At 61.7% G+C, this 20,668-nt stretch carries 17 protein-coding genes; 5 read left to right on the forward strand and 12 right to left on the reverse strand.

The genetic code is table 11. The features are described 5' to 3' along the window. Nucleotides 1–212: 212 nt before the first annotated feature. Together C8N42_RS04485 and C8N42_RS04490 are read left to right on the forward strand one after the other, a co-directional pair. Nucleotides 213–1,469, forward strand: coding sequence for an ROK family protein (locus C8N42_RS04485; protein ID WP_107815342.1), 1,257 nt, complete (start codon nt 213–215; stop codon nt 1,467–1,469). Further along, nucleotides 1,469–2,983, forward strand: coding sequence for a CRTAC1 family protein (locus C8N42_RS04490; protein WP_245889964.1), 1,515 nt, complete (start codon nt 1,469–1,471; stop codon nt 2,981–2,983). The genes C8N42_RS04485 and C8N42_RS04490 overlap by 1 nt, the downstream gene beginning before the upstream one ends. A 2-nt stretch (nt 2,984–2,985) precedes the next feature. Here C8N42_RS04490 and C8N42_RS04495 read toward each other — a convergent pair whose 3' ends face one another. The 5 genes from C8N42_RS04495 to C8N42_RS04515 form a co-directional block, all read right to left on the reverse strand. Then, nucleotides 2,986–4,317 (reverse strand): cytochrome-c peroxidase, encoded by a 1,332-nt coding sequence (locus C8N42_RS04495; protein WP_107815344.1) that lies wholly within the window; start codon nt 4,315–4,317, stop codon nt 2,986–2,988. Beyond that, the gene (locus C8N42_RS04500; RefSeq protein ID WP_211309143.1) at nt 4,298–5,131 is read right to left on the reverse strand and encodes a TolB family protein; all 834 of its coding nucleotides are present in this window, start codon (nt 5,129–5,131) and stop codon (nt 4,298–4,300) included. Before C8N42_RS04500 ends, C8N42_RS04495 begins: the two co-directional genes overlap by 20 nt. A 143-nt stretch (nt 5,132–5,274) precedes the next feature. Continuing rightward, nucleotides 5,275–6,318 (reverse strand): L-glyceraldehyde 3-phosphate reductase, encoded by a 1,044-nt coding sequence (gene mgrA / locus C8N42_RS04505; protein WP_107815345.1) that lies wholly within the window; start codon nt 6,316–6,318, stop codon nt 5,275–5,277. Between the two features lie 11 nt (nt 6,319–6,329). After that, entirely contained in the window at nt 6,330–7,016 is a 687-nt protein-coding gene (locus C8N42_RS04510; RefSeq protein WP_107815346.1) for a D-lyxose/D-mannose family sugar isomerase, read from the reverse strand. Next, entirely contained in the window at nt 7,013–9,424 is a 2,412-nt protein-coding gene (locus C8N42_RS04515) for a beta-mannosidase (protein WP_107815347.1), read from the reverse strand. Before C8N42_RS04515 ends, C8N42_RS04510 begins: the two co-directional genes overlap by 4 nt. Before the next feature lie 215 nt (nt 9,425–9,639). On the opposite strand from C8N42_RS04515, the gene C8N42_RS04520 reads away from it, so the two are divergent. Both C8N42_RS04520 and C8N42_RS04525 read left to right on the forward strand, forming a co-directional pair. Then, complete coding sequence (locus tag C8N42_RS04520) at nt 9,640–10,152, forward strand: TRAP transporter small permease (protein WP_170109202.1); 513 nt, start codon at nt 9,640–9,642, stop codon at nt 10,150–10,152. Further along, nucleotides 10,149–11,471: a TRAP transporter large permease gene (locus C8N42_RS04525; protein WP_107815349.1), complete on the forward strand. Its 1,323-nt coding sequence runs from the start codon at nt 10,149–10,151 to the stop codon at nt 11,469–11,471. The genes C8N42_RS04520 and C8N42_RS04525 overlap by 4 nt, the downstream gene beginning before the upstream one ends. A 139-nt stretch (nt 11,472–11,610) precedes the next feature. Here C8N42_RS04525 and C8N42_RS04530 read toward each other — a convergent pair whose 3' ends face one another. The 6 genes from C8N42_RS04530 to C8N42_RS04555 all read right to left on the reverse strand — a co-directional run bounded on the left by C8N42_RS04530 (nt 11,611) and on the right by C8N42_RS04555 (nt 17,575). After that, entirely contained in the window at nt 11,611–13,365 is a 1,755-nt protein-coding gene (locus tag C8N42_RS04530) for a SulP family inorganic anion transporter (protein WP_211309144.1), read from the reverse strand. A gap of 73 nt (nt 13,366–13,438) precedes the next feature. Then, nucleotides 13,439–15,115, reverse strand: a complete 1,677-nt coding sequence (locus C8N42_RS04535; RefSeq protein WP_107815350.1) for a bifunctional protein tyrosine phosphatase family protein/NAD(P)/FAD-dependent oxidoreductase — start codon at nt 15,113–15,115, stop codon at nt 13,439–13,441. A gap of 93 nt (nt 15,116–15,208) precedes the next feature. Further along, nucleotides 15,209–15,622, reverse strand: a complete 414-nt coding sequence (locus C8N42_RS04540; RefSeq protein WP_107815351.1) for a protein tyrosine phosphatase family protein — start codon at nt 15,620–15,622, stop codon at nt 15,209–15,211. Nucleotides 15,623–15,677: 55 nt separating this feature from the next. Then, entirely contained in the window at nt 15,678–16,568 is an 891-nt protein-coding gene (locus tag C8N42_RS04545) for an MBL fold metallo-hydrolase (protein WP_107815352.1), read from the reverse strand. A 124-nt stretch (nt 16,569–16,692) separates the two neighbouring features. Further along, entirely contained in the window at nt 16,693–17,124 is a 432-nt protein-coding gene (locus C8N42_RS04550; RefSeq protein ID WP_107815353.1) for a DUF6691 family protein, read from the reverse strand. A gap of 1 nt (nt 17,125) precedes the next feature. After that, nucleotides 17,126–17,575 carry a YeeE/YedE family protein gene (locus tag C8N42_RS04555; RefSeq protein ID WP_107815354.1) on the reverse strand — a complete coding sequence of 150 codons (450 nt, stop codon included), beginning with the start codon at nt 17,573–17,575 and terminating at the stop codon, nt 17,126–17,128. Nucleotides 17,576–17,862: 287 nt separating this feature from the next. Here C8N42_RS04555 and C8N42_RS04560 point away from each other — a divergent pair, with 287 nt between their 5' ends. Next, the gene (locus C8N42_RS04560) at nt 17,863–19,476 is read left to right on the forward strand and encodes a Na/Pi cotransporter family protein (protein ID WP_170109203.1); all 1,614 of its coding nucleotides are present in this window, start codon (nt 17,863–17,865) and stop codon (nt 19,474–19,476) included. Between the two features lie 3 nt (nt 19,477–19,479). Here the strand turns inward: C8N42_RS04560 and prfB are convergent, their stop codons facing one another. Beyond that, nucleotides 19,480–20,601 carry a peptide chain release factor 2 gene (gene prfB, locus C8N42_RS04565; RefSeq protein ID WP_107815390.1) on the reverse strand — a complete coding sequence of 374 codons (1,122 nt, stop codon included), beginning with the start codon at nt 20,599–20,601 and terminating at the stop codon, nt 19,480–19,482. Nucleotides 20,602–20,668 lie beyond the last annotated feature (67 nt).

Consider the following 20,668-nt stretch of genomic DNA (forward strand, 5'->3'; position numbering starts at 1 on the left):
GTCCACGCCGTCGCCGCTCCTTCTCCTCAAGACGAGCGCACAACGGGTCCGACTCGCTGCCGGATGCCGAAATCATGCCATATTTATTTTGGCTGTCAAAAAAATAATCTCGCCTTTGCATAAAAAATGGGTGTAAATGAATCAAAATCCCTGCGAAAAACTTGAAATTTCATGCTGCAAAGCGGCATTTAATTAGACAGGTAAACTATAAAATGTCCAATATCGCACATGACACAGAGATCGAGACCCAAAGCCCCGGCGGCTGCGGCCCGCTGTTTCCGGCCCCCGACAGCAGCGTGAAATCCACACGCCAGCAGCTCTTCGAGGCGGTGCGGGCGGCGGGGGCGATCTCGCGCATGGACCTGTCGCGCCAGACCGGATTTTCGCCGGCCACCGTGACCCAGACCTCCGCCGATCTGATCGCCAGCGGCCTGATCGAGGAAACCGACCTGCCGCGTCGCGACAGCGATGGCGGTCGTGGCCGCCCGCCCGTGGGCCTCAAGGTGCGCCCCAGCGCCGGGGTGGTCATCGGCGTCAAGATCTCCGACCGCTCGAACTCCGCCGTGGTGCTCGATCTGGCGGGCCGTCTCCTTGGCTCGGCCACCCTCCCCGCGCCACCCACCGCCCGTAGCACCGAAGAAATCCTGCGCGAGGCCGAGGATATCGTGCGTGCAGGGCTCCGGGACGCAGGTCGCGAGGGCGCACGCCCCGACGCCATCGCGCTCGGCCTGCCGGGGATGGTGGATTTCGATCTCGGACGGGTGCTTTGGTGCCCTTTCATGGAAGAGGCCGATATTCCGCTGCGCGACTTGCTGTGCGCCCGTCTCGGCGCGCCTGTGCGGATCGACAATGACGCCAACCTGCTGGCACTGGCGGAGCTGTGGTTCGGCGAAGGGCGCGGGCTCGACAACTTCGCTGTGGTCTCCATCGAACATGGCGTCGGCATGGGTCTGGTGATCAACCATCGGCTGCATCGCGGCGGCATGGGGCACGGGATGGAGATCGGCCACACCAAGGTGCAGCTCGACGGTGCACTCTGCCGCTGCGGACAGCGCGGCTGCCTTGAGGCCTATGTCGCCGACTACGCGCTGGTCCGGGAGGCGCATACCGCGCTCAACCTCAGCCACCAGAATCCGAGCGCCGACGACATGCTGGAAACCCTCTACCGTCAGGCGAAAGAGGGCAATGCGCTGGCCCGGACGATCTTTTCCCGCGCCGGGCGCTATCTCGCCGTGGGGCTCGCCAATGTGGTGACGCTCTTTGACCCCGCGCTGATCCTTCTCTCCGGTGATCGTTTGCGCTACGACTTTCTCTATGCCGAAGAGGTGCTCAGCGAGACCCGCACGCTGACCCACCGGCCCGGACGCCCGCCCACACCCGTGGAAATCCACGCCTGGGGCGATCTGGTCTGGGCCCGGGGCGCGGGGGCGCTGGCGCTCGATTTTGCCACGGAGACACTGGTCGGATGATGCGCACCCTTTTGCTTGCCCCCTTGTTTGCCTGTTCCCTCGCCCCGTCCGGCGGATTTGCCCAGACCATCCCGCAGTTCCAGGACCGCTCCGACGCGCTCCCCACACAAATTTACGCGGGCGGCTGGGAGCATTACGTCGGCGGCGGGCTCGCCGTGTTCGATTGCAACGAGGATGGCCTGCCAGAGATTTTCGCGGCGGGCGGGTCAAGCCCTGCAAGCCTGATGCTCAATCGTTCCGGAAAGGGCGGCGCGCTGACATTCGAGCGCGGTACGCTGCCGGTGATCACCGGGGTGACGGGAGCCTATCCGCTCGACATCGACAGCGACGGAACGCTCGATCTCGCCGTGCTTCGCGTCGGGCAGAACCTCTTGTTGAAAGGGACGGGCGAATGTCACTTCGAAGTGGCGAATGAGGACTGGGGTTTTGACGGTGGCGACCGCTGGACCACAGCCTTTGCCGCCGGCTGGGAAGGCGACAACGCCCGCCCCACCCTGTTCTTCGGCAATTACGTCGACCGCGACAATCCCGAAGGGCCTTTCGAGGCCTGCGACGTGAACGAGTTGCACCGACCTACCCCGGAAGGCTGGCGGAAGACCCCTCTGGAACCCGGCTTTTGCACCCTCTCGGCGCTGATCTCCAAAGGCGCGCGCGGTGTGCAGAGCCTGCGCCTCTCCAACGACCGGCATTACTACGTCAAAGGCGGCTACGAGCAGGTCTATGACCTTCAAAACAATCGCTTTCTCGACGAAAGCGACGGCTGGGAGCGGGTCTCGCTCTGGGGCATGGGCATTGCCGAGCGCGACATCAACGGCGACGAGGTGCCCGACGTGATGCTGACTTCCATGGGCGATCAGCTTCTGCAATTCGGCCAGCCGGGTGGCGGCTACGACCCCGCGCCTTATGACATCGGCATCTATGCCCATCGTCCGCATCTAGGCGATGACGGGCGCGCCTCGACCGGATGGGCAGCGGATTGGGGCGATGTGGACAATGACGGGCGGGCGGACCTGTTTATCGCCAAGGGCAATGTTGAGCAAATGCCGAACAACGCCGCACGCGACCCGAACAATCTCCTGCAGCAAAAGCCCGACGGCACGTTTCGCGAGGTCTCGATCGCGGCGGGGGTCGCCTCCATGGCGAAATCGCGCGGCGCACATCTCGTGGACCTGAATGGCGATGGGCGGCTCGATCTCGTGGTGGTGAACCGCGAAAACCCGATGGAGCTTTATGAGAACGTCACCCCGTCGGGGAACTGGCTCGACGTCAGTCTGACACAGCCGGGCGTGAACCCGCGCGCCGTGGGTGCCATGGTGGAGATCGCCACAAATCAGAGTGTTCAAATGCAGGAGATCACCATCGGCGGCTCGCATGGTTCCGGCAAGGCTGTGCCACTGCATTTCGGTCTCGGCACCGCAAAGACGGCGCGGGTACGGGTGACATGGCCGAACGGGGACCAAAGCGATTGGGTCGAACTTGACCAGTTGAACCGCTGGGTGCAACTGGCGCGCTAAAGCTATTTCTCGAAGGAAAGCCCCGAGGGCACGCGCTCCGGAATGCCCAGACGTTTCGGGTCATCCTCAAGGGCGGCGAGAAACGCCATGAGCGCGTCGATCTGCGCCTCCGGCAGGGTGCGGTCCGACACTTCGATGGCGGAAAGGATCGCCGCGACATCGGCCTCGCTGTTCATCACCTCCCAATCCTCCACCGGCAGTTGCGGCAGGGTGGCATGGAAGCGCTCGTAATTCAGCAGGTTGTCGGCAGGAGCGAGATGGGCGACGAGAAAGCTGCGCAGATCGCTATAAGCCCCCGCATGCCCATAAGGCCCGGTCAGCGTCACATTGCGCAGCGACGGCGTGCGGAAGGCATAGAGGTCTTCGGCACGTCCGGTCACGCGAAACCGCCCCTCGTCGCGGCTGCCCCGTTCGAAATCGAGCGTCTTGCCGGGGCCGAACTGCGGTTGTCCCATGGCGTGAAAATCGTGATCGGTCTGGAACGGACCGGAATGACACGTGGCACACCCCGCCTCACCGTAGAACAGCGCCATGCCCTCCATCGCCGTGTCAGACAACATATCTTCGCCGCGCAGGTAGCGGTCGAAAGCGCTGTCGTCAGAGCGATACTCGAAAGCCATGAACCCCGCAATGGCGTTGGAAATATCGGCGAAATGGATCGGACGCCCTGCCGCGATCTCGGGATAGACCGCCTCGAACTTCGCCTGATACTCCGGGATGCCCGCCACCTTCGCGGCGATCAGGTCCCAGGCCCCGCCCTCACCGGAAAACCGCCCCATGCGAATGGCTTTCGAGAGCGGGTTCTCGCTGACATTGCCGCCCATCTCGTCGGGCGACAGCACAGGGAACGCCGCCTGTGTCGCCAGAATGCCGGACACTTGCTCAAAGAAACCGTCTTCGATCGGTACGCGCAGGGTGCCATCCACGCGCTCGACCCGACCGTCGTGGAACATATGGGTGAATTCGCGCGCACCAAGGTTGTAAAGCGCGGGTGCATTGCGCGGCACCCGGTCCTCCGGCACGTTCGCGGGGTCCGCCACCCGGTCGGGGCCAAGGCCGATCCCGCCTTCCCCCATGCCCAGAGACAACCCGTCGGAGGTGCCAAGACGGGGATGGTGACAGGTCGAACAGGAAATGTTGTCATTGCCCGACAGGATCGGGTCGAAGAACAACAATTGCCCCAACTCGGCTTCCGCACGCGTGACCGGCAGGTAGTCGGCATCCGTCACCGGCGCAGGCAGGTTCTTGGGCAAGTTTTCAGGCAAGTCGAACGCCCCGGCGGCCCCGCCGAGCAGGACAAGACAAAGGGAGAGATCAACCCGCATATTCGACATAGGCGAAAGCCTTTCCGTCCGGCGACCAGGACGGCACGTTCATCGTCCCCTGACCGCCGGTCAGTTGCACCAGTGTCTCGACAGACCGCTCCTTGCCGGTCCAGAGCCGAAGCTCAACCTGAAACCCGGAAGGATGACCAATGGTGCCCTCGGGATAGGCCAGATAGACCACCTGCCCGTCCGGCCCCGGATGCGGGAACCAGTTGACCATGGCGTCCTCGGTCATGCGTTCGAGCCCCGAACCATCGGCGCGCACCCGCCACAATTCGCTTTCGCCCACGCGGTCGGAGTTGAACCAGATCCACTCACCACAGGGCGAGAAATCCGGTCCATCGTAGCGATGCGCCCCCTCGATCACACAGGTCTCGTTCGACCCGTCCGCCTTCGCCGTGTAAATCCCGAACAACCCCTCGCGCACCGCCGTGTAACAGATGGTGCGCCCATCGGGCGAAATGCCATGGAACCATGAGGGTTGCTTGGCCGTCACTTCAATGGGATCGGCCTCATCCAGTCCGAGCGCCATGCGCCAAATCCGCGCCGCGCCGCCGTAAGAATGATCGGTGAAATAGAGCGTACCGCCATCGGGCGACAGCCCGTGATCGTTGTTGAGATTGATGCAAAGCCCCGTGTCGATTTCGAGAAGTTCGGGATCGTCCAGTTCGACCCAGAACAGGCTGCCGTCGCCATTGACGATCAGCGCCGAGCCGTCCGGCACCCAGTTCGGCGCGGCGATCTCCAACCCGGTCTCAAGAACGGGCATGGCCTGCCCCTCCTCAAGATCGTAGATCATCAGACGCGAGACCCAGCCCGACATGGCAACCCCTCCCAGAGCGTGTTTGCCCAAGGCTACACCGTGCCGCGCGCGCCCACAATGGCTTGCATCACAGGGCCTTAAAGCGTTTCGAGTTTAACTTGATTCATCCCATAAAATCGAAACGCCCGCTCCATTTGGACGCTTTAGCCCTTTTCCCCGCGCCCCTCCGACGAGCGCGCCCAGAGGTTGATCTTTTCCTCGTCCGCATGGGCGTCAATCAAGGCCAGTTCCTCTGCCGTGAAACTCAGATTGTCGAGCGCGCCGACGCAATCGACCACCTGCGACGGCTTCGAGGCCCCGATCAGCGCGGAGGTGATCCCGCCATCACGCAACACCCAAGCCAGCGCCATCTGCGCCAATGTCTGCCCACGCGCGCTTGCGATCTCGTTGAGCGCGTTGAGGCTCTGGATCGCGTGATCGGAAAGCATGTTCGGGTCGAGCGATTTGTGCTGGGTGGCACGCGACCCTTCGGGAATGCCCTTGAGATACTTGTTCGTCAGCATCCCCTGCGCCAGTGGCGTGAAGGCGATGGAACCGACGCCCAGGTCTTTCAAGGTGTCCTTCAACCCGTCGCGTTCCACCCAACGGTTGAGCATATTGTAAGACGGCTGATGGATCAGACAGGGCGTGCCGAGATCGTTCAGGATCGCCACCGCCTCCCGCGTGCGCTGCGTGTTGTAAGACGAAATCCCCACATAAAGCGCCTTGCCCTGTCGCACGATGGCATCGAGCGCCCCCATGGTTTCCTCCAGAGGCGTGTCGGGATCGAAGCGGTGGGAATAGAAGATGTCGACGTAATCGACGCCCATGCGTTTCAGCGACTGATCGCAGGACGCCATGAGATACTTGCGCGATCCCCATTCGCCGTAGGGTCCGTTCCACATCTCATAGCCCGCTTTCGACGAGATGATCATCTCGTCGCGGTAGCCCTTGAAATCGCTCTTCAAAATCTCGCCGAACGCCTCTTCGGCGCTGCCCGGCGGCGGGCCGTAATTGTTGGCGAGATCGAAATGGGTGATGCCAAGATCAAAAGCCGTGTGCAGAATCTCGCGCTTCACCTGATGCGGCGTGTCATGGCCGAAATTGTGCCAGAGCCCCAGAGAGATCGCCGGCAGTTTCAGCCCCGATCGCCCACAGCGATTGTAGACCATCTTCTCATAACGTGTCTCTGCCGGAACATATGTCATGGCGCTCTCCCTCACAGCCATTTGTCGTAATCGCTCACCAGAAGGTGGAGCGGTGGCGCATCCTCGTCAATTTGCGAAAACCGCCCAATGGGGTCGCGAAATATGTTGTCGGTGCGGTCGTCGTTCACATTCGACACCTCGCCGATCAGAACTTTGCCACCCTCGCCCCAGAACGCATGCCAGTGCCACGGCTCAAGAGTGACGCTTTCGCCGGGGGCAAGCGCCAAATGCTCGCCCGGCTTCAACCGCCGCAACTGACCGTCGGTCATCACTTCCACCGGTGCGCCCTCATCGAACCCGCCATCTTCCGCGCGGGTCCAGAGTTCCAGCACAAGGGTTCCGCCGCCCCGGTTGATGATGTCTTCCGTCTTTTTGATGTGGTGATGCATCGGGCTGATCTGGTTCTCTTCCGAGATCAACAGCTTCTCAGCATACAAAGGCCCCATGCCCCGCGCCACATTGGCAGCATTGCCGTTGCGCAGCGTAAACAGAAACAGCCCGAGGTGCTCATAATCTCCCTGACCGTAATCGGTGATGTCCCAACCCATCATGTGATCGCGGATCATCGCGCCATCTGTCGCCACACATGCCCTCAGATCTTCGGGCGACAGATAGGCGAAGGGCGGCATCACGAAGCCGAAAGATTTCATGAAGGCATCCGCCTCGCGGATGATCTCGTTGACGGTGGAACGCTTCATGGCTTCCCTCCCATGGTTGCGGAATAAAGGTCTCTCAGGGTGAAATTCACAGATTTTCCTGCCTCTTGTGGCGTAAAGACGATCTGTGCGGGCATCCCCGGCAAAAGCGTTACAGCATTGGCGGAGAACCGCCCCGGCACATCGGCTTCGAGCGCCACGAAAAGAGCAAGCGATTTCGCCTCCAATATCACCGAAATGTCACCGTCTTTCTCACTGATTGTCATGGAGATTTCAGGTTTCAAAAGCTCATATGATTTCCACGGTTTCGGCGCATGGACATCGCCGCCCGCACCGCCGTCATACTGCCATGTGAACACGTAAATTTCATCCTCATGCAGCGTGCCTGCGGGCAGATCGAACAGTTCCAGCGCCTTCGACGGCCAGGCAGACACCTCGACATCCGCCAAAGGCCGTACGCGCCCCGCCATATCGACGGCGGCAACCTGCACCGTCACATCGATATTATCTCCGAAGTCATTGATAATTCTGAACACATCTCGTTTCTCTTCGGGCACAACCACGACCGAGATCGGCGCGTAAAACCGTTGCGCCATGTGATGTGAAAGCTTCCATCCCCCACCATAATCGAGCGTCGACCAACTCGCCACAGGCCATGTGTCGTTGATCTGCCAATAGAGCGTGCCCCAGCACGCGCCCTTTTGCGCCCGCCAAGCGGAGATCGCGGTCTTGAGCGCCAGCCCCTGCTGAATCTGGCTGAGGTAGATCATATCCCCGGCACTTTGCGGCAGGCGAAACTCCCGCATCATCGTGGTCACGATCCGCGCATTGCCGCCCGTATTTTTCTGATGGCTCTCCATCGCGGGCGAGGATGGGTTCAGATCGCCGATCCAGCGCGCATTCACATCGCGCGAGGGAAAGGACTGAAATCCAAATTCAGAAACAAAGCGCGGGCGCACCGCACGATAGGTCTCAAAAGGCTTGTTCTCATGCCAGACATCCCAGACATGCATGTCGCCCGAACCGCCCCTGTGCCAGGCATCGCCGAAATCAAGCGGTCCGAGCGAGGGCGAGGACGGCCACCAGTTCGCCTCTGGATCAACCTCCCTGAGCGCCGCCTCGACACAGCGGTTCAGCCGGTCATAAGCCACCAGATGCCGGTCGCGCGCCGCCCCGCCTTCGGTCAACTCATCAAGCATGCCGATGATCTCATTGTCTCCGCACCAGAGCGCCAGACAGGCGTGATGCGACAGGCGCGCGACCTGCTCGCGCACCTCCGCCGCCACATTCGCAAGGAAATCCGCATCCGCCGGGTAAAGATTGCAGGCGAACATGAAATCCTGCCAGACCATGAGGCCCAGCTCGTCGCAAAGATCATAGAACCAGTCCGGCTCATAGCGTCCGCCGCCCCAGACCCGGATCATGTTCATATTGGCGTCCACTGCAGATTGCAGCAGTTCGCGCACCTTCTCCCGGTCGATCCGGCCCGACAAGGCCTCGGCCGGCACCCAGTTCGCCCCTTTGGCGAACACATCGCGCCCGTTGACCCGGAATTTGAACCCAAGCCCCTTGTCATCGCGCAGCGTTACATGCTCGATCCGCCTGATCCCGATCCGCCGGGTCGCCACAACCGCACCACAGCGCAGTTCCAGATCATGGAGCTTCTGCGCACCCTGCCCGGCGGGCCACCAGAATTCCGGCACCTCGACGAAGAACTTCGCCTCCGCCACGCCGCCCTGAACCACCGCCTCGCGCGTGCGGTCCGCAAAACGCATCTCAACTGTCGCGCCCTCTTCGGCTGCCACCAGATGCGCCCGCACCGTCACGGAAACGCTCTCGCTCTCGATGTCATGATGCTCCTGCACCACCTCGACCCGCGCAAACCGGGTTTCCTTTGTGCTGCAAATACTCACGCCCCCCGTGACACCAAACGGTGCCAGCGCCGGGTTCCAGTCCCAACCGAAATCGCATTGCTGTTTGCGCAGCATGTTGATGTTGGGGATCGGACAGTTGCCCTTGTGCCAGGGCACGTCAAACGGCTGCGCCGCCTGCCGCCGCGCCGCCTCCGCCACGACGGAGCGAAACCGCAGCGTGATCTCATTCTTTCCCGCACGCGCCACATCCGACAAATCCGCGCGCCAGGTGCGAAACGCGTTGTCGGCACTCAGAACGGGGTGTCCGTTCACGCTCACATCGACCTCCCCGTCGAGCCCGTCGAGCACCAGTTCCACCGCCGTTTCACGCAATGTCACCTTGCGCGACAAAACCCAGTCCCGCTCCGCGATCCAGCGCAGTGCCTCGGCATTGCGCGCCGCATACGGCTCCGGGATCAGCCCCGCATCCGCCAGCGCGCTGACCGCATCGAACGGCAGCGGCACGGTCAGATCGTGCCCCTGCCCATCCGAAAAAGCCCATCCCGTCTCAAGATGATGTTGCGAACCCTGTGTCATTCCGTCTCCCGGCTCTTCTGTCTCACGGCTGCTTATGCCGCGTGGGGGCCCGGCGTGCAAAGCGGCACAAGGTCCCTGTTGGCGCTATCAGAAACAAGTTTTGACCCGGCAGTCAAACATCTTTCAAAGCGTTTTGGCTCATCCACTTCCGGCTTTTTGCGGTTGACCGGCAAGGTGCAGCCGGTAAACCCGTCACAGGAATGAGGGCGGTTCTCATGTATCAGATACTGTCGAAACGGATCGGCCAACTGGCGCGGCTGACGGCCTATGCCGGCGGCATCGGGCTTTTCGCGGTGATCGCGGTCACCTGTGTCTCCGTCGCCGGTCGCGCACTCGGTGGGCTCGGCCTTGCTCCGGTGCCCGGTGATATCGAACTGGTGGGGCTTGGCATCGGTTTCGCCGTCTTCACCGCCCTGCCTTATGCACAATATTCCCGCGCCCATGCCCGTGTCGACCTGATCAAACCCGCGCTCGGGGCATGGCCCAACCGGCTCCTCGATCTTGCAGGCGATCTACTGATGTTCGGTTTCACAGCCCTTCTGACATGGCGGCTCTGGCTTGGCATGCTCGACAAGGCCGCTTATGGCGAGACCTCCTTCATCCTGCAAATCCCGCTGGTCTGGGGCTACCGCGCCGCCATGGCCGCGATGGTCGTCGCGGTGATTGTCGCGGGTTTCTGCGTGCTCCGTTCCGCCCGCGCGCTGATCCTGCCGGAGGCCCGCGCATGAGCCGCATCGAGATCGGCCTCTGGTCCTTCCCTGTCCTTCTGCTGCTCATCTTCCTGCGCATTCCGATCGGGGTCGCCATGGCGGTCGTGGGCTTTGGCGGCGCATACCTGCTCAATGGCAACTCCCTGATGATGCTGAGCCAGCTCAAGCATCTGACCTATGGCGAGTTTTCCTCCTATTCCTTCTCGATCATCCCGCTGTTCCTGCTGATGGGTCATTTCGCCACTTTGGGCGGCATGTCTGCGGGACTGTTCAAGGCGGCGGAAACATGGCTCGGCCATCGCAAGGGCGGCGTCGCCATGGCCGCCGTCGGGGCCTGCGCGGGGTTCGGTGCGATCTGCGGCTCGTCTCTGGCCACCGCCGCCACCATGGGCAAGACCGCCCTGCCGGAGTTGAAACGCTACGGTTATTCCGGTCGCCTTGCTTCTGCCTCGTTGGCGGCGGGCGGCACTCTGGGCATCCTGATCCCGCCCTCCCTGATCCTCGTGATCTATGCCATGCTGGCCGAAGAGAATATCGCCAAGCTCTTCCTCGCGGCCTTCATCCCCGGCCTCATGGCCGCAATCGGCTACATGATCTGCATCTCGATCTATGTGCGCATCCGCCCCGATTGCTGTCAAAGCCGCACCCGTGCTCCCTGGCCGGAACGTATCGCCGCACTGATCAGGGTCTGGCCGGTGATCGTCATCTTCGGCATGGTCGTGGGCGGCATCTATCTCGGCATATTCACCCCGACCGAAGGAGCCGCCGTGGGCGCAGCGGGCACCGGCCTCGTGGCCTTGCTCTCCGGCGATCTGTCGTGGCGCGGCATGGGCGAAGCGGTGCTGGAAACCGCCGCCTCGTCGGGCATGATCTACCTGATCCTTCTGGGGGCGAAGATGTTCAACAATTTTCTCGCGCTTTCCGGCCTGCCCATGGCCGCCGCAGGATGGGCCGAGGGGCTGACGCTGTCACCATGGCTCATCCTCACAGCCGTCCTGCTGATGTATCTCGCCTTCGGCTGCGTGATGGACAGCCTGTCGATGATCTTTCTCACCATCCCGGTCCTCTACCCAATCATGGCGGGGCTGGATTTCGGCCTGCCGCCCGGCGAGTTCGGCCTCTGGTTCGGGGTCATCGTGCTGATCGTGGTCGAGGTCGGGCTGATCACCCCGCCCGTTGGCATGAACCTCTTCATCATCAACGCGCTCGATCCTGAGGTGCCGATCTCCGAGACCTTCAAGGGCACGCTGCCTTTCGTCCTCACCGATCTGATCCGCGTCGCCATCCTCGTGACCTTCCCGGTGCTGACGCTGGGCCTTGTGCGGCTGGTGTACTGATACCATTTCAAAAGTGGCATGGCTTTGGACTTTATCGCCTCTTCCTCTCTCGCAGATTTCTGCCATTAACCCCACAGATACAAACAGTAAAACGCCCTCCCGATTGGGGAGGGCGTTTAGATGTTACATTCGTGCGATCTCAGGCCGCGTCGGTTTCGCCCGGCGGGGTCGTCACATCCCCCAAAGCCTTCATCGCCGCGAACTGGCTCAGGAAGACCTGCCCCGTCAGGTCATGCAGGAAATGCGAGCGTTGCAGGCGATCCATCACCGGGCCTTTGACCTCGGACAGATGCAGCTTGATACCGCTGTCCGCCAAACGCTTGTTGACCTCTTCGAGCGCTTCCAGAGCCGAGCTGTCGATCTCGTTCACCGCGGGACACATCAGCACCACATGCTGGATCGCCTTGTCCTCGGCCACCCGGTCGAGGATGTAATCTTCAAGGAAACGCGCATTGGCGAAATAGAGGCTCTCGTCGACGCGGATCGTCACCATCTCCGGCGTGGTCAGCACCTCGTGGCGCTTGATGTTGCGGAAATGCTCGGTCCCCGGCACCAGACCCACCTCCGCGATATGCGGCTTCGAGGTCTTGTAGAGGTGCAGCGCGATGGACAGGATCACCCCCGCCGACACGCCCACCTCAACACCGGAGACCAGCGTCAGAACGATGGTGGCGAGAACGGCAGTGAAATCGGCTTTCGAATAGCCCCAAGTGGTCTTGAGAATCTTGAAATCCACCAGAGACAGCACGGCGACGATGATGGTCGCGGCCAGCGTGGCCTGCGGCAGGAAGTAGATCAGCGGCGTGAGGAACAGCGCCGCGATTGCGAGACCCACGGCGGTGAATGCTCCCGCAGCCGGAGTTTCAGCACCCGCATCGAAGTTCACGACAGAGCGGGAAAACCCGCCGGTGACCGGAAAGCCGCCGGTGAAGGCAGCGCCGAGGTTGGCAGCGCCCAGACCGATGAGTTCCTGATCCGGGTCCACACGCTGACGTTTCTTGGCGGCAAGCGTCTGGGCGACCGAAATGGATTCCACAAAGCCGATGATCGAGATCAGCAGCGCCGGGATGAAGAGCTGTTGCAACAGTGCCAGCGAACTGATCGGCCATGTGAAAGGCGGCAGGCTTTGCGGCACTTCACCGACGATGCGCACGCCGTGCTGGTCGAGGCGGAGGACACCGACGACCAGCGTTGTCACCAGAACGGCAGCCACGGGCCCCGCCTTCGTCACCACATCGGCGAGACGCGGCCCGAGACCGGCTTTTCTCAGGAGCGGTTTGAGGCCCTTGCGCACCCAGAACAGGAAGGCCGTCGCCAGAACCCCGATCACCAGCGTGATCCAGTTGATTTCACCCAGATGGGTCCAAAGGCTTTCGAGCAGATGGATGAGTGTGTGGCCACCCGCGCTGACGCCGAGAATGTGCTTGAGCTGGCTCGCCGCGATCAGGATGCCCGAGGCCGTGATGAAGCCCGCGATCACCGGGTGCGACAGGAAATTTGCCAGAAACCCGAGCCGGAAAAGCCCGAGCCCCACCAGCATCGCCCCCGACAGGAAGGCGAGCGTGATGGCGGCGGTAGCGTACCCCGCCGTGCCTTGCTCGGCCACTTGACCGACGGCGGCGGCGGTCATCAGCGAAACCACGGCGACCGGGCCGACAGCCAGAGCCCGCGAAGTGCCGAACACCGTGTAGAGCATGATCGGCACGATGGATGCGTAAAGCCCCGCCTCCGCCGGAAGCCCGGCGAGAAGCGCATAGGCCAGCGATTGCGGGATCAGCATGATCGTCACAATGATCGCGGCGATACCGTCATTGGCAAAAGCGTTGGCGTTGTATTTGGAGCCCCAATCGAGAATGGGGAGGTAGCGTTTCAAAAGACGCGGATCGAACGACACGGCGTGCCTGTCCTTTCTGTTCTGGTCATCGGGCAAAGAGGATAGGGGCGAAGCTCGCGTCCGCCCCACGCTCTTATTTCGCGGAGACTTTTTCGGGTTTGATCATCCATTCCTTGCCGCGCAACATGGCCTTCCAATAGATCGGCGGCAGGATCTGTTCCTTGAGCCACCAGGCCTTGCGCGTCGGCTTGGTGCCGTCGAGCACCCATTTCGGGAAGGACGGCAGAAGCACACCGCCATAACCAAATTCCGCAAGCACGATCTTGCCCTTCTCCACCGTCAACGGACAGGAGCCGTAGCCATTGTAACCGGCCTGCGGCCCCTTGCCGTCGATGTCGGCGGCCACGTTCTCGGCCACAATCGGTGCCTGCATCCGGGCCGCGGCGGCGGTTTTGGCGTTGGGCGCGTTCATCACGTCGCCCAAGGACCAGATGTTGTCATATTCCTTGTGGCGCAGCGTGATCTGATCCACATCGACCCATCCGGCGGCATCTGCAAGCGGCGAGACCTTGATGAAATCCGGCGCGCTTTGCGGCGGCACAACGTGGATCATGTCGAAATCGACGGTGATCTCAGTCGGCTCGCTGTCCGGTTTTGCCACGGTGAAGGTCGCTTTCTTCGCCGGACCGTCGATGGATTTCAGGTTGTGGAAGAAGTTCAGATGCGCGCCGTAACGCTCGACATATTTCTCAAGTGCAGGGACGTAATCCTTAACCCCGAAGAGCACGCCACCCGCGTTCATGAACTGGATGTCGATGTTGTTCAGGACACCGGCCTCTTCCCAGTTGTGAGCGGAAAGATACATCGCCTTCTGCGGCGCGCCCGCGCATTTGATCGGCATCGGCGGTTGGGTGAAGACGGCCTTGCCGCCCTTGAGCCCCTTCACCAGTTCCCAAGTGTAAGGCGCGAGGTCGTAACGGTAGTTCGAAGTCACACCGTTCTTGCCAAGCGTTTCCACGAGGCCTTCGATCTTGTCCCAATCGAGCTTCAGACCCGGACAGACGATCAGTCGGTCGTATTTCACCACCCGGCAACCGTCGAGAATGACCGCGTTGTTCTTCGGTTCAAACGCCGCCACGGCGGATTTGAGCCAATGCACCCCGCGCGGGATCAAAGACCCCATGGTCTTCGCCGTCGTCGCAGGCTCAAAGACACCTGCGCCGACCATGGTCCAGCCCGGTTGGTAATAGTGAATATCCGCCGGGTCGATGATCGCGATGTCGAGATCGGGCTTGCGCGATTTGAGCGAGGCCGCAACGGCCACACCCGCCGCACCGCCACCGACGATCACAACGTCATGCTTGGCGTCTTCGACGCTGTCGGTCGGCGTCACGCCGCCATTGGCAATCCGGCGCGCCACACCCGTCATGTCGTAACCCGCTGCCTTCGTGGCGGCGAGGATGTCGACCACGGATTTCTCCTTGGCCATCGCCAGCGACCAGAGCGTCGTGGTGCGTGTCCCGGTGCGACAAAATCCGAAGACCGGCCCCGGCAATTCGGTCAGCGCCTTGCGAAACGCGGTGGCGGTCTCTTCCGTCACCATGCCCGGCGTCACTGGCAGGTAGAGGAATTCCAGCCCCGCTTCACGCGCGGCGCGCTCCATCTCCTCATGGCTCGGCTGATCGGCGGCCTCGCCATCCGGGCGGTTACACACCACCGCGCGGAAGCCACGACGTTTGAGCTTTTCCATGTCTTCCGGCTGGATCTGGCCGGAAACCGACAGACCGTCCGTGATCTTCTTGATGTCCATTCGTGCGTCTCCTTTATAGGGGACGAAGTGCCCCCTCAGGCAATCGTCCCGAAAACCGTTGTGACGGCGGAGCGACGCACGAAAGACGCGCGTTTATCCCGCCAGATAGGGTCTCAGACCCCGCATGTCATAGCCCGCGCCCGCCGCCTGCGAGATGATCTCGTCCGGGTCCATCCGCCCCGATTGCGACAGCGCCCAAACGGTCGTCGAGCGCGTGCCCGAGCGACAATAGGCATAGACCGGCCCGTCTTCCTCGCTGAGGATGCGGGCGGTTTCCTCGATCAGTTCTTCCGGGAACTGGCCCGGGAAGATCGGCAGGTAGGCAAAGTTGAGCCCCGCCTCCAGCGCCGCTTTTTCCATGACCTCCGCCTCGAAGCCCGGATCGACTTCCATGTCCGGGCGATTGCAGATCAGGGTCTTGAATCCCTTGTCCTTGAGGATCGTGACCTCTTCGGGGGTAATCTGGCTGCTGACCGTGATCTGGTCGTTGATCTTGTTGAAATCCATCTTGCGTCTCCTGTGCGTGGGACCGGCCCGGCCCCACACGCCTTGAGAGACGAGATCAGAGACCGTTCACCGGAACTTTGAGGAAGGTTCTACCGTCCTGATCCGGCGGCGGCAATTCACCAGCGCGCATATTCACCTGCAAAGAGGGAATGATCAGGCGCGGCATGGCAAGCTGTGCGTCGCGTTCGGTGCGGAACTTGACGAATTCCTCTTTCGACTTGCCACCACCGACGTGGATGTTGTGCTCCTTCTCGGCGCCCACCGTGGTTTCCCATGCGATGTCGCGGCCATTCGGGCCATAATCGTGACACATGAACAGACGCATGTCGTCCGGCAGCGCCAGAACCTTCTGAATCGAGTCGTACAAAACGCCCGCATCGCCACCGGGGAAGTCGGCCCGCGCCGAGCCACCATCGGGCATGAACAGCGTGTCGCCGGTGAAGGTTGCATCGCCCATCACATGCACCATGCAGGCTGGCGTGTGGCCGGGCGTATGCATCGCAAAGCACTGCATCGAACCGACGGAATAGGTGTCGCCATCCTTGAACAGACGGTCGAACTGCGAGCCATCGCGCTGAAACTCGGTGCCCTCGTTGAAGACCTTGCCAAAGGTTTCCTGCACGGTGACGATATGCTCACCGATCCCGATCTTGCCGCCGAGCGCATCCTGAATATAGGGCGCGGCGGAGAGGTGGTCGGCGTGAACGTGGGTCTCGATCAGCCACTCGACCTTGAGCCCCTGCTCTTTCACGTATTTGATGATCTCGTCGGCGCTTTCATAGGTGATGCGCCCGGCGGCATAGTCGATGTCCATGACGCTATCCACGATGGCGCAGGCGTCGGAGTTCGGATCCTTCACCACGTAGGAAATCGTCCAGGTGGCCGGATCGAAAAAGGCTTTGACGTCGGGTTTCACCGACAGATCGACGGGGTAATTGGAACCCATGGTTTTCTCCTCTTCTCTGCACGAAACGGGCCGCACCCTGTTTCATGCCGGTGTTTCAAAATGTCAGACCGCCCGCACGCGGCCTGACCGTGAGCCGGACCAAAGCCCGGCGGTTTCGCAATCGTTACATTTGACGCGCCGCGGTCTGTTTCATGGCAAACTTCGCCGCGAAAATCCCTGCGACAAGTGCGACAAAGAACACCCAGACGTTCAGGTCCGTGGTGCCGAGCGCCGGGAGTGCGCCGCCCGGGCAAAAGCCCGCGATGCCCCAACCGACGCCGAACACGAGCGAACCACCGACCAGTTTCGCGTCGATCACCCGCGAGCTCGGCACGATGAATTTCGGCTCGAAAGCAGGCGTCTCATAGCGTTTGAACAACCAGCGGTAACCAAAGAAACTCACCGTCACGGCGCCCCCCATCACGAACATCAGGGACGGGTCCCAAACTCCGAAAAAGTCGAAAAAATTCAGAACTTTCGCGGGGTTCGCCATGCCGGACATCGAAATGCCGAGGCCAAAGATCAGACCGATCACATAGGTCAGAACCAGTTTCATCTCACGCCCCTCCCAGAACATGCCGGATGACGAAGACCGTCACCGCCGTGGCAAACATGAAGGACAGCGTCGCCACGATCGAGCGTGGAGAAAGCCGCGACATGCCGCAGACCCCGTGCCCGGAGGTGCAGCCGGAACCATATGTCACACCGATGCCGACGATGAACCCGCCGACGATCAGCGCGAGTTTCGACACCGGCACCTCGACCTCGGGCATATGCCCTGTGAAAAGCGCATAAGCCACCGGTCCGGTCATCATCCCGGCCAAGAGCACCGCGCGCCAGGCCCAGTCGGACGAGTTCGCCGGGCTCAGAAAACCCGCGAGAATGCCGGTCGCACCGAAAATCCGGCCCTGAAACGCCATCAAAAGCACCGCTGCCGTACCGATCAGCACCCCACCGAACAGCGAGGCCCATGGGGTGAATTCCGTCGGATTGATCTCCGTCATCATCTGTTTGCTCCTCCCGAACGAAGAGCAGGATCGGGCCTTTGGGCCCCAAAGAGCTTCGTCATTGTGCGTATCCTTTTTTATGTGCGGGTTTTCCCGCTTGTCGACATTTGTATGCGAGCGCTCACGGCCCTGTCGGTGAGTTTGTCACAGAGCCGCCGGTCACAGGGTCGTGAAGGGCGAAACCCCGCCCCCTGTGGCCCAGATCAAAGCTGCACACGCGGCATGGCCCTATGCTAGAGTGCGTCAAACACCCGTCAGGAAATTCCAGTGAAAGCGGCCTAAACATCATGTTTGCAGATATCGTAAACGCGCTTGGGGGTGTCGGCCTTTTCCTGTTCGGCATGATCTGGCTGACCGAGGGGCTTCGGGAACTGGGCGGGTCGGCACTGCGGCATGCTCTGGCGCATTTCACCCGCACGCCCCTTAGCGGGGCGGTGACGGGGGCAGTGACGACAGCGCTGATTCAATCTTCGAGTGCGACGACCGTGACCGCCGTGGGCTTTGTCAGCGCCGGCCTCCTGACCTTTCCACAGGCGCTCGGCATCATCTTCGGTGCGAATATCGGCACCACCGTCACCGGCTGGATCACCGCGATTCTCGGGTTCAAGCTGGATTTGGGCCAAATCACCCTGCCGCTGGTCTTTCTCGGGGCGCTCGCACGCATGTTCGGCGGGCCACGGCTGAAATTCGCGGGGCTCGCGTTGGCCGGATTCGCGCTTCTCTTTCTCGGCATCGACGTGATGAAAAGCAGCCTCGGCGGTTTCGAAGGGCTGATCACCCCCGACGATTTCCCACAGGACGGCATTGTCGGGCGGCTCGCCCTGATCCTGATCGGGATGGCGATCACCATCGTCACACAATCTTCCAGCGCAGGTGTCGCCACCGCGCTCGCCGTGCTGGGCGCGAGCGCGATCAACCTGCCGCAGGCCATGGCGATGGTGATCGGTATGGATGTCGGCACCACCGTGACCGCCGCGCTCGCAACGCTCGGCGGCTCGACGGCAGCGCGGCGCACCGGGCTGTCGCATGTGATCTACAACCTGCTGACCGCGACCATGGCGTTTTTCCTGCTCACGCCCTACAGCGCCTTGATCGCCCTGCCCTCCGTGCCGGTCGATCCGCAGATCGCACTGGTCGCTTTTCACACCGGGTTCAACGTCATCGGCGTGATCCTGATCCTGCCCTTCACGTCTCCTTTCGCGCGGCTCATCACCTGGATCGTGCGCGACCGGGGGCCTGTACTCACCGGCGCTCTGGGCAAAGAATTGCTGGCCGATCCGAATCTCGCCCTCGACGCCGCAACCACGACATTCGACACGCTGGTGAGAGCGCAGTTCGCCTATCTCGCCCGCCGCATCGCGCACCCGCAGGCCACGCGCGACGAGGCCGCGCAGTTGCGGCGTTTACGCGAGGCGATCACGGAGTTGCGTGGCTATGTCGAAGCCATTCCGAAAACAGACGACGCCAGCCGCGCCGCACAACGCGCTACGATCCTGCATCTTCTCGACCACCTGAGCCGGTTGCATTTCCGTTGCACACAGGACAACCGCATCGCCGCATTTTCCAGAGATCGCCGTCTGCGCCGTCTCAGCCGGGTGTTCGCGCAATGCGTGGTGCAGAGTGGCACCGCCGAAGGTCTCAGCATGTCGGAAAGCCGTTTCAAACGTCTGCGCCATCTGATGCGCGATCAGCGTGAGATTTTTCGCCTGCACACCATGGAACAAACGCCCGGGCGCGGTTTGTCTGCCGAAGAGATGAGCCTGCGGCTCGATGCGATGCGCTGGCTCCACCGAGTAAGCTATCATCTCTGGCGGATCAGCTTTCACATGCTGAAACTGCAACAAGGCCGCGCGCCCGCCTCGCCGGGCCGGGAGGCGGCGGTGGACGTTCTGACGGACTGAGGCTTATTCGCCCTGCGCATCCGCACGGGATTTGCCTGCCACATCCATGGCAAGCGTCGCCGCCATGAACTTGTCGAGATCGCCGTCGAGCACCCCTTGGGTGTCGGAGGTCTCGTAATTGGTACGCAGGTCTTTCACCATCTGGTAGGGCTGCAACACGTAAGACCGGATCTGGTTGCCCCAGCCCGCCGAGCCCTTGTTCTCATGCGCCTCGTTGATCGCCGCAGAGCGTTTCTCCAGCTCCATTTGATACAGACGCGATTTCAGCGCCTTCATGGCGATGTCGCGGTTCTGGTGCTGGGATTTCTCGGAAGACGTGACCACGATACCGGTCGGATGGTGGGTGATCCGTACCGCCGAGTCCGTCGTGTTGACGTGCTGACCGCCCGCCCCCGAGGAACGGTAAGTGTCGATACGGATGTCGGCGGGGTTCACCTCGATCTCGATGTTGTCATCGACCACCGGATAGACCCAGACGGAGGCAAAGGAGGTCTCGCGCGTACCCTTCCCAAAGGGTGAAATCCGAACCAGACGGTGCACACCGCTCTCGGATTTCAGCCAGCCATAGGCGTTCGGCCCGGAGATCTTGTAGCCGCAGGACTTGATCCCGGCCTCGGCCCCGGCTTCCTCGAACTGAAGCTCGACGGTGTAGCCCTTTTTCTCCGCCCAACGGACATACATCCGTTGCAGCATCGAGGCCCAGTCGCAGGCCTCGGTGCCCCCCGCGCCCGCGTTGATCTCAAGGAAGGTATCGTTGCCATCGGCCTCGCCATCCAGAAGAGCCTCAAGCTCCTTCTCGGCGGCAGTTTCGGCGAGTGCCTTAAGCGCATTCTCGGCCTCCGTGACAACTTCCTCGTCTTCTTCCATCTCACCCAGTTCGATAAGCTCGATGTTGTCCTTCATCTCCGTCTCGATGGACGTCGCAGTCTTCATCGCATCCATCAGCATCTGACGGTCGCGCATGAGCTTTTGCGCTCGCGCCGGGTCATCCCACAGCGTCGGGTCCTCGATCATCGCGTTGAATTCTTCGAGCCGGTGCGGCGCGGTCTCCCAATCCATGCGTTGCTTGAGCAGCGCCACGGATTTCTCGATCTTGGCCACGGTATTCTGGATTTCAGCGCGCACGGGTCTCACCTGTCGGTCTTCGAAAGTTTGCAGAGAGATACGCGGCAAACGGTCGAGACACAAGACC

The organism is Celeribacter persicus (genome assembly GCF_003050785.1).
In the GTDB taxonomy this organism is placed as follows: Bacteria; Pseudomonadota; Alphaproteobacteria; order Rhodobacterales; family Rhodobacteraceae; genus Celeribacter; species Celeribacter persicus.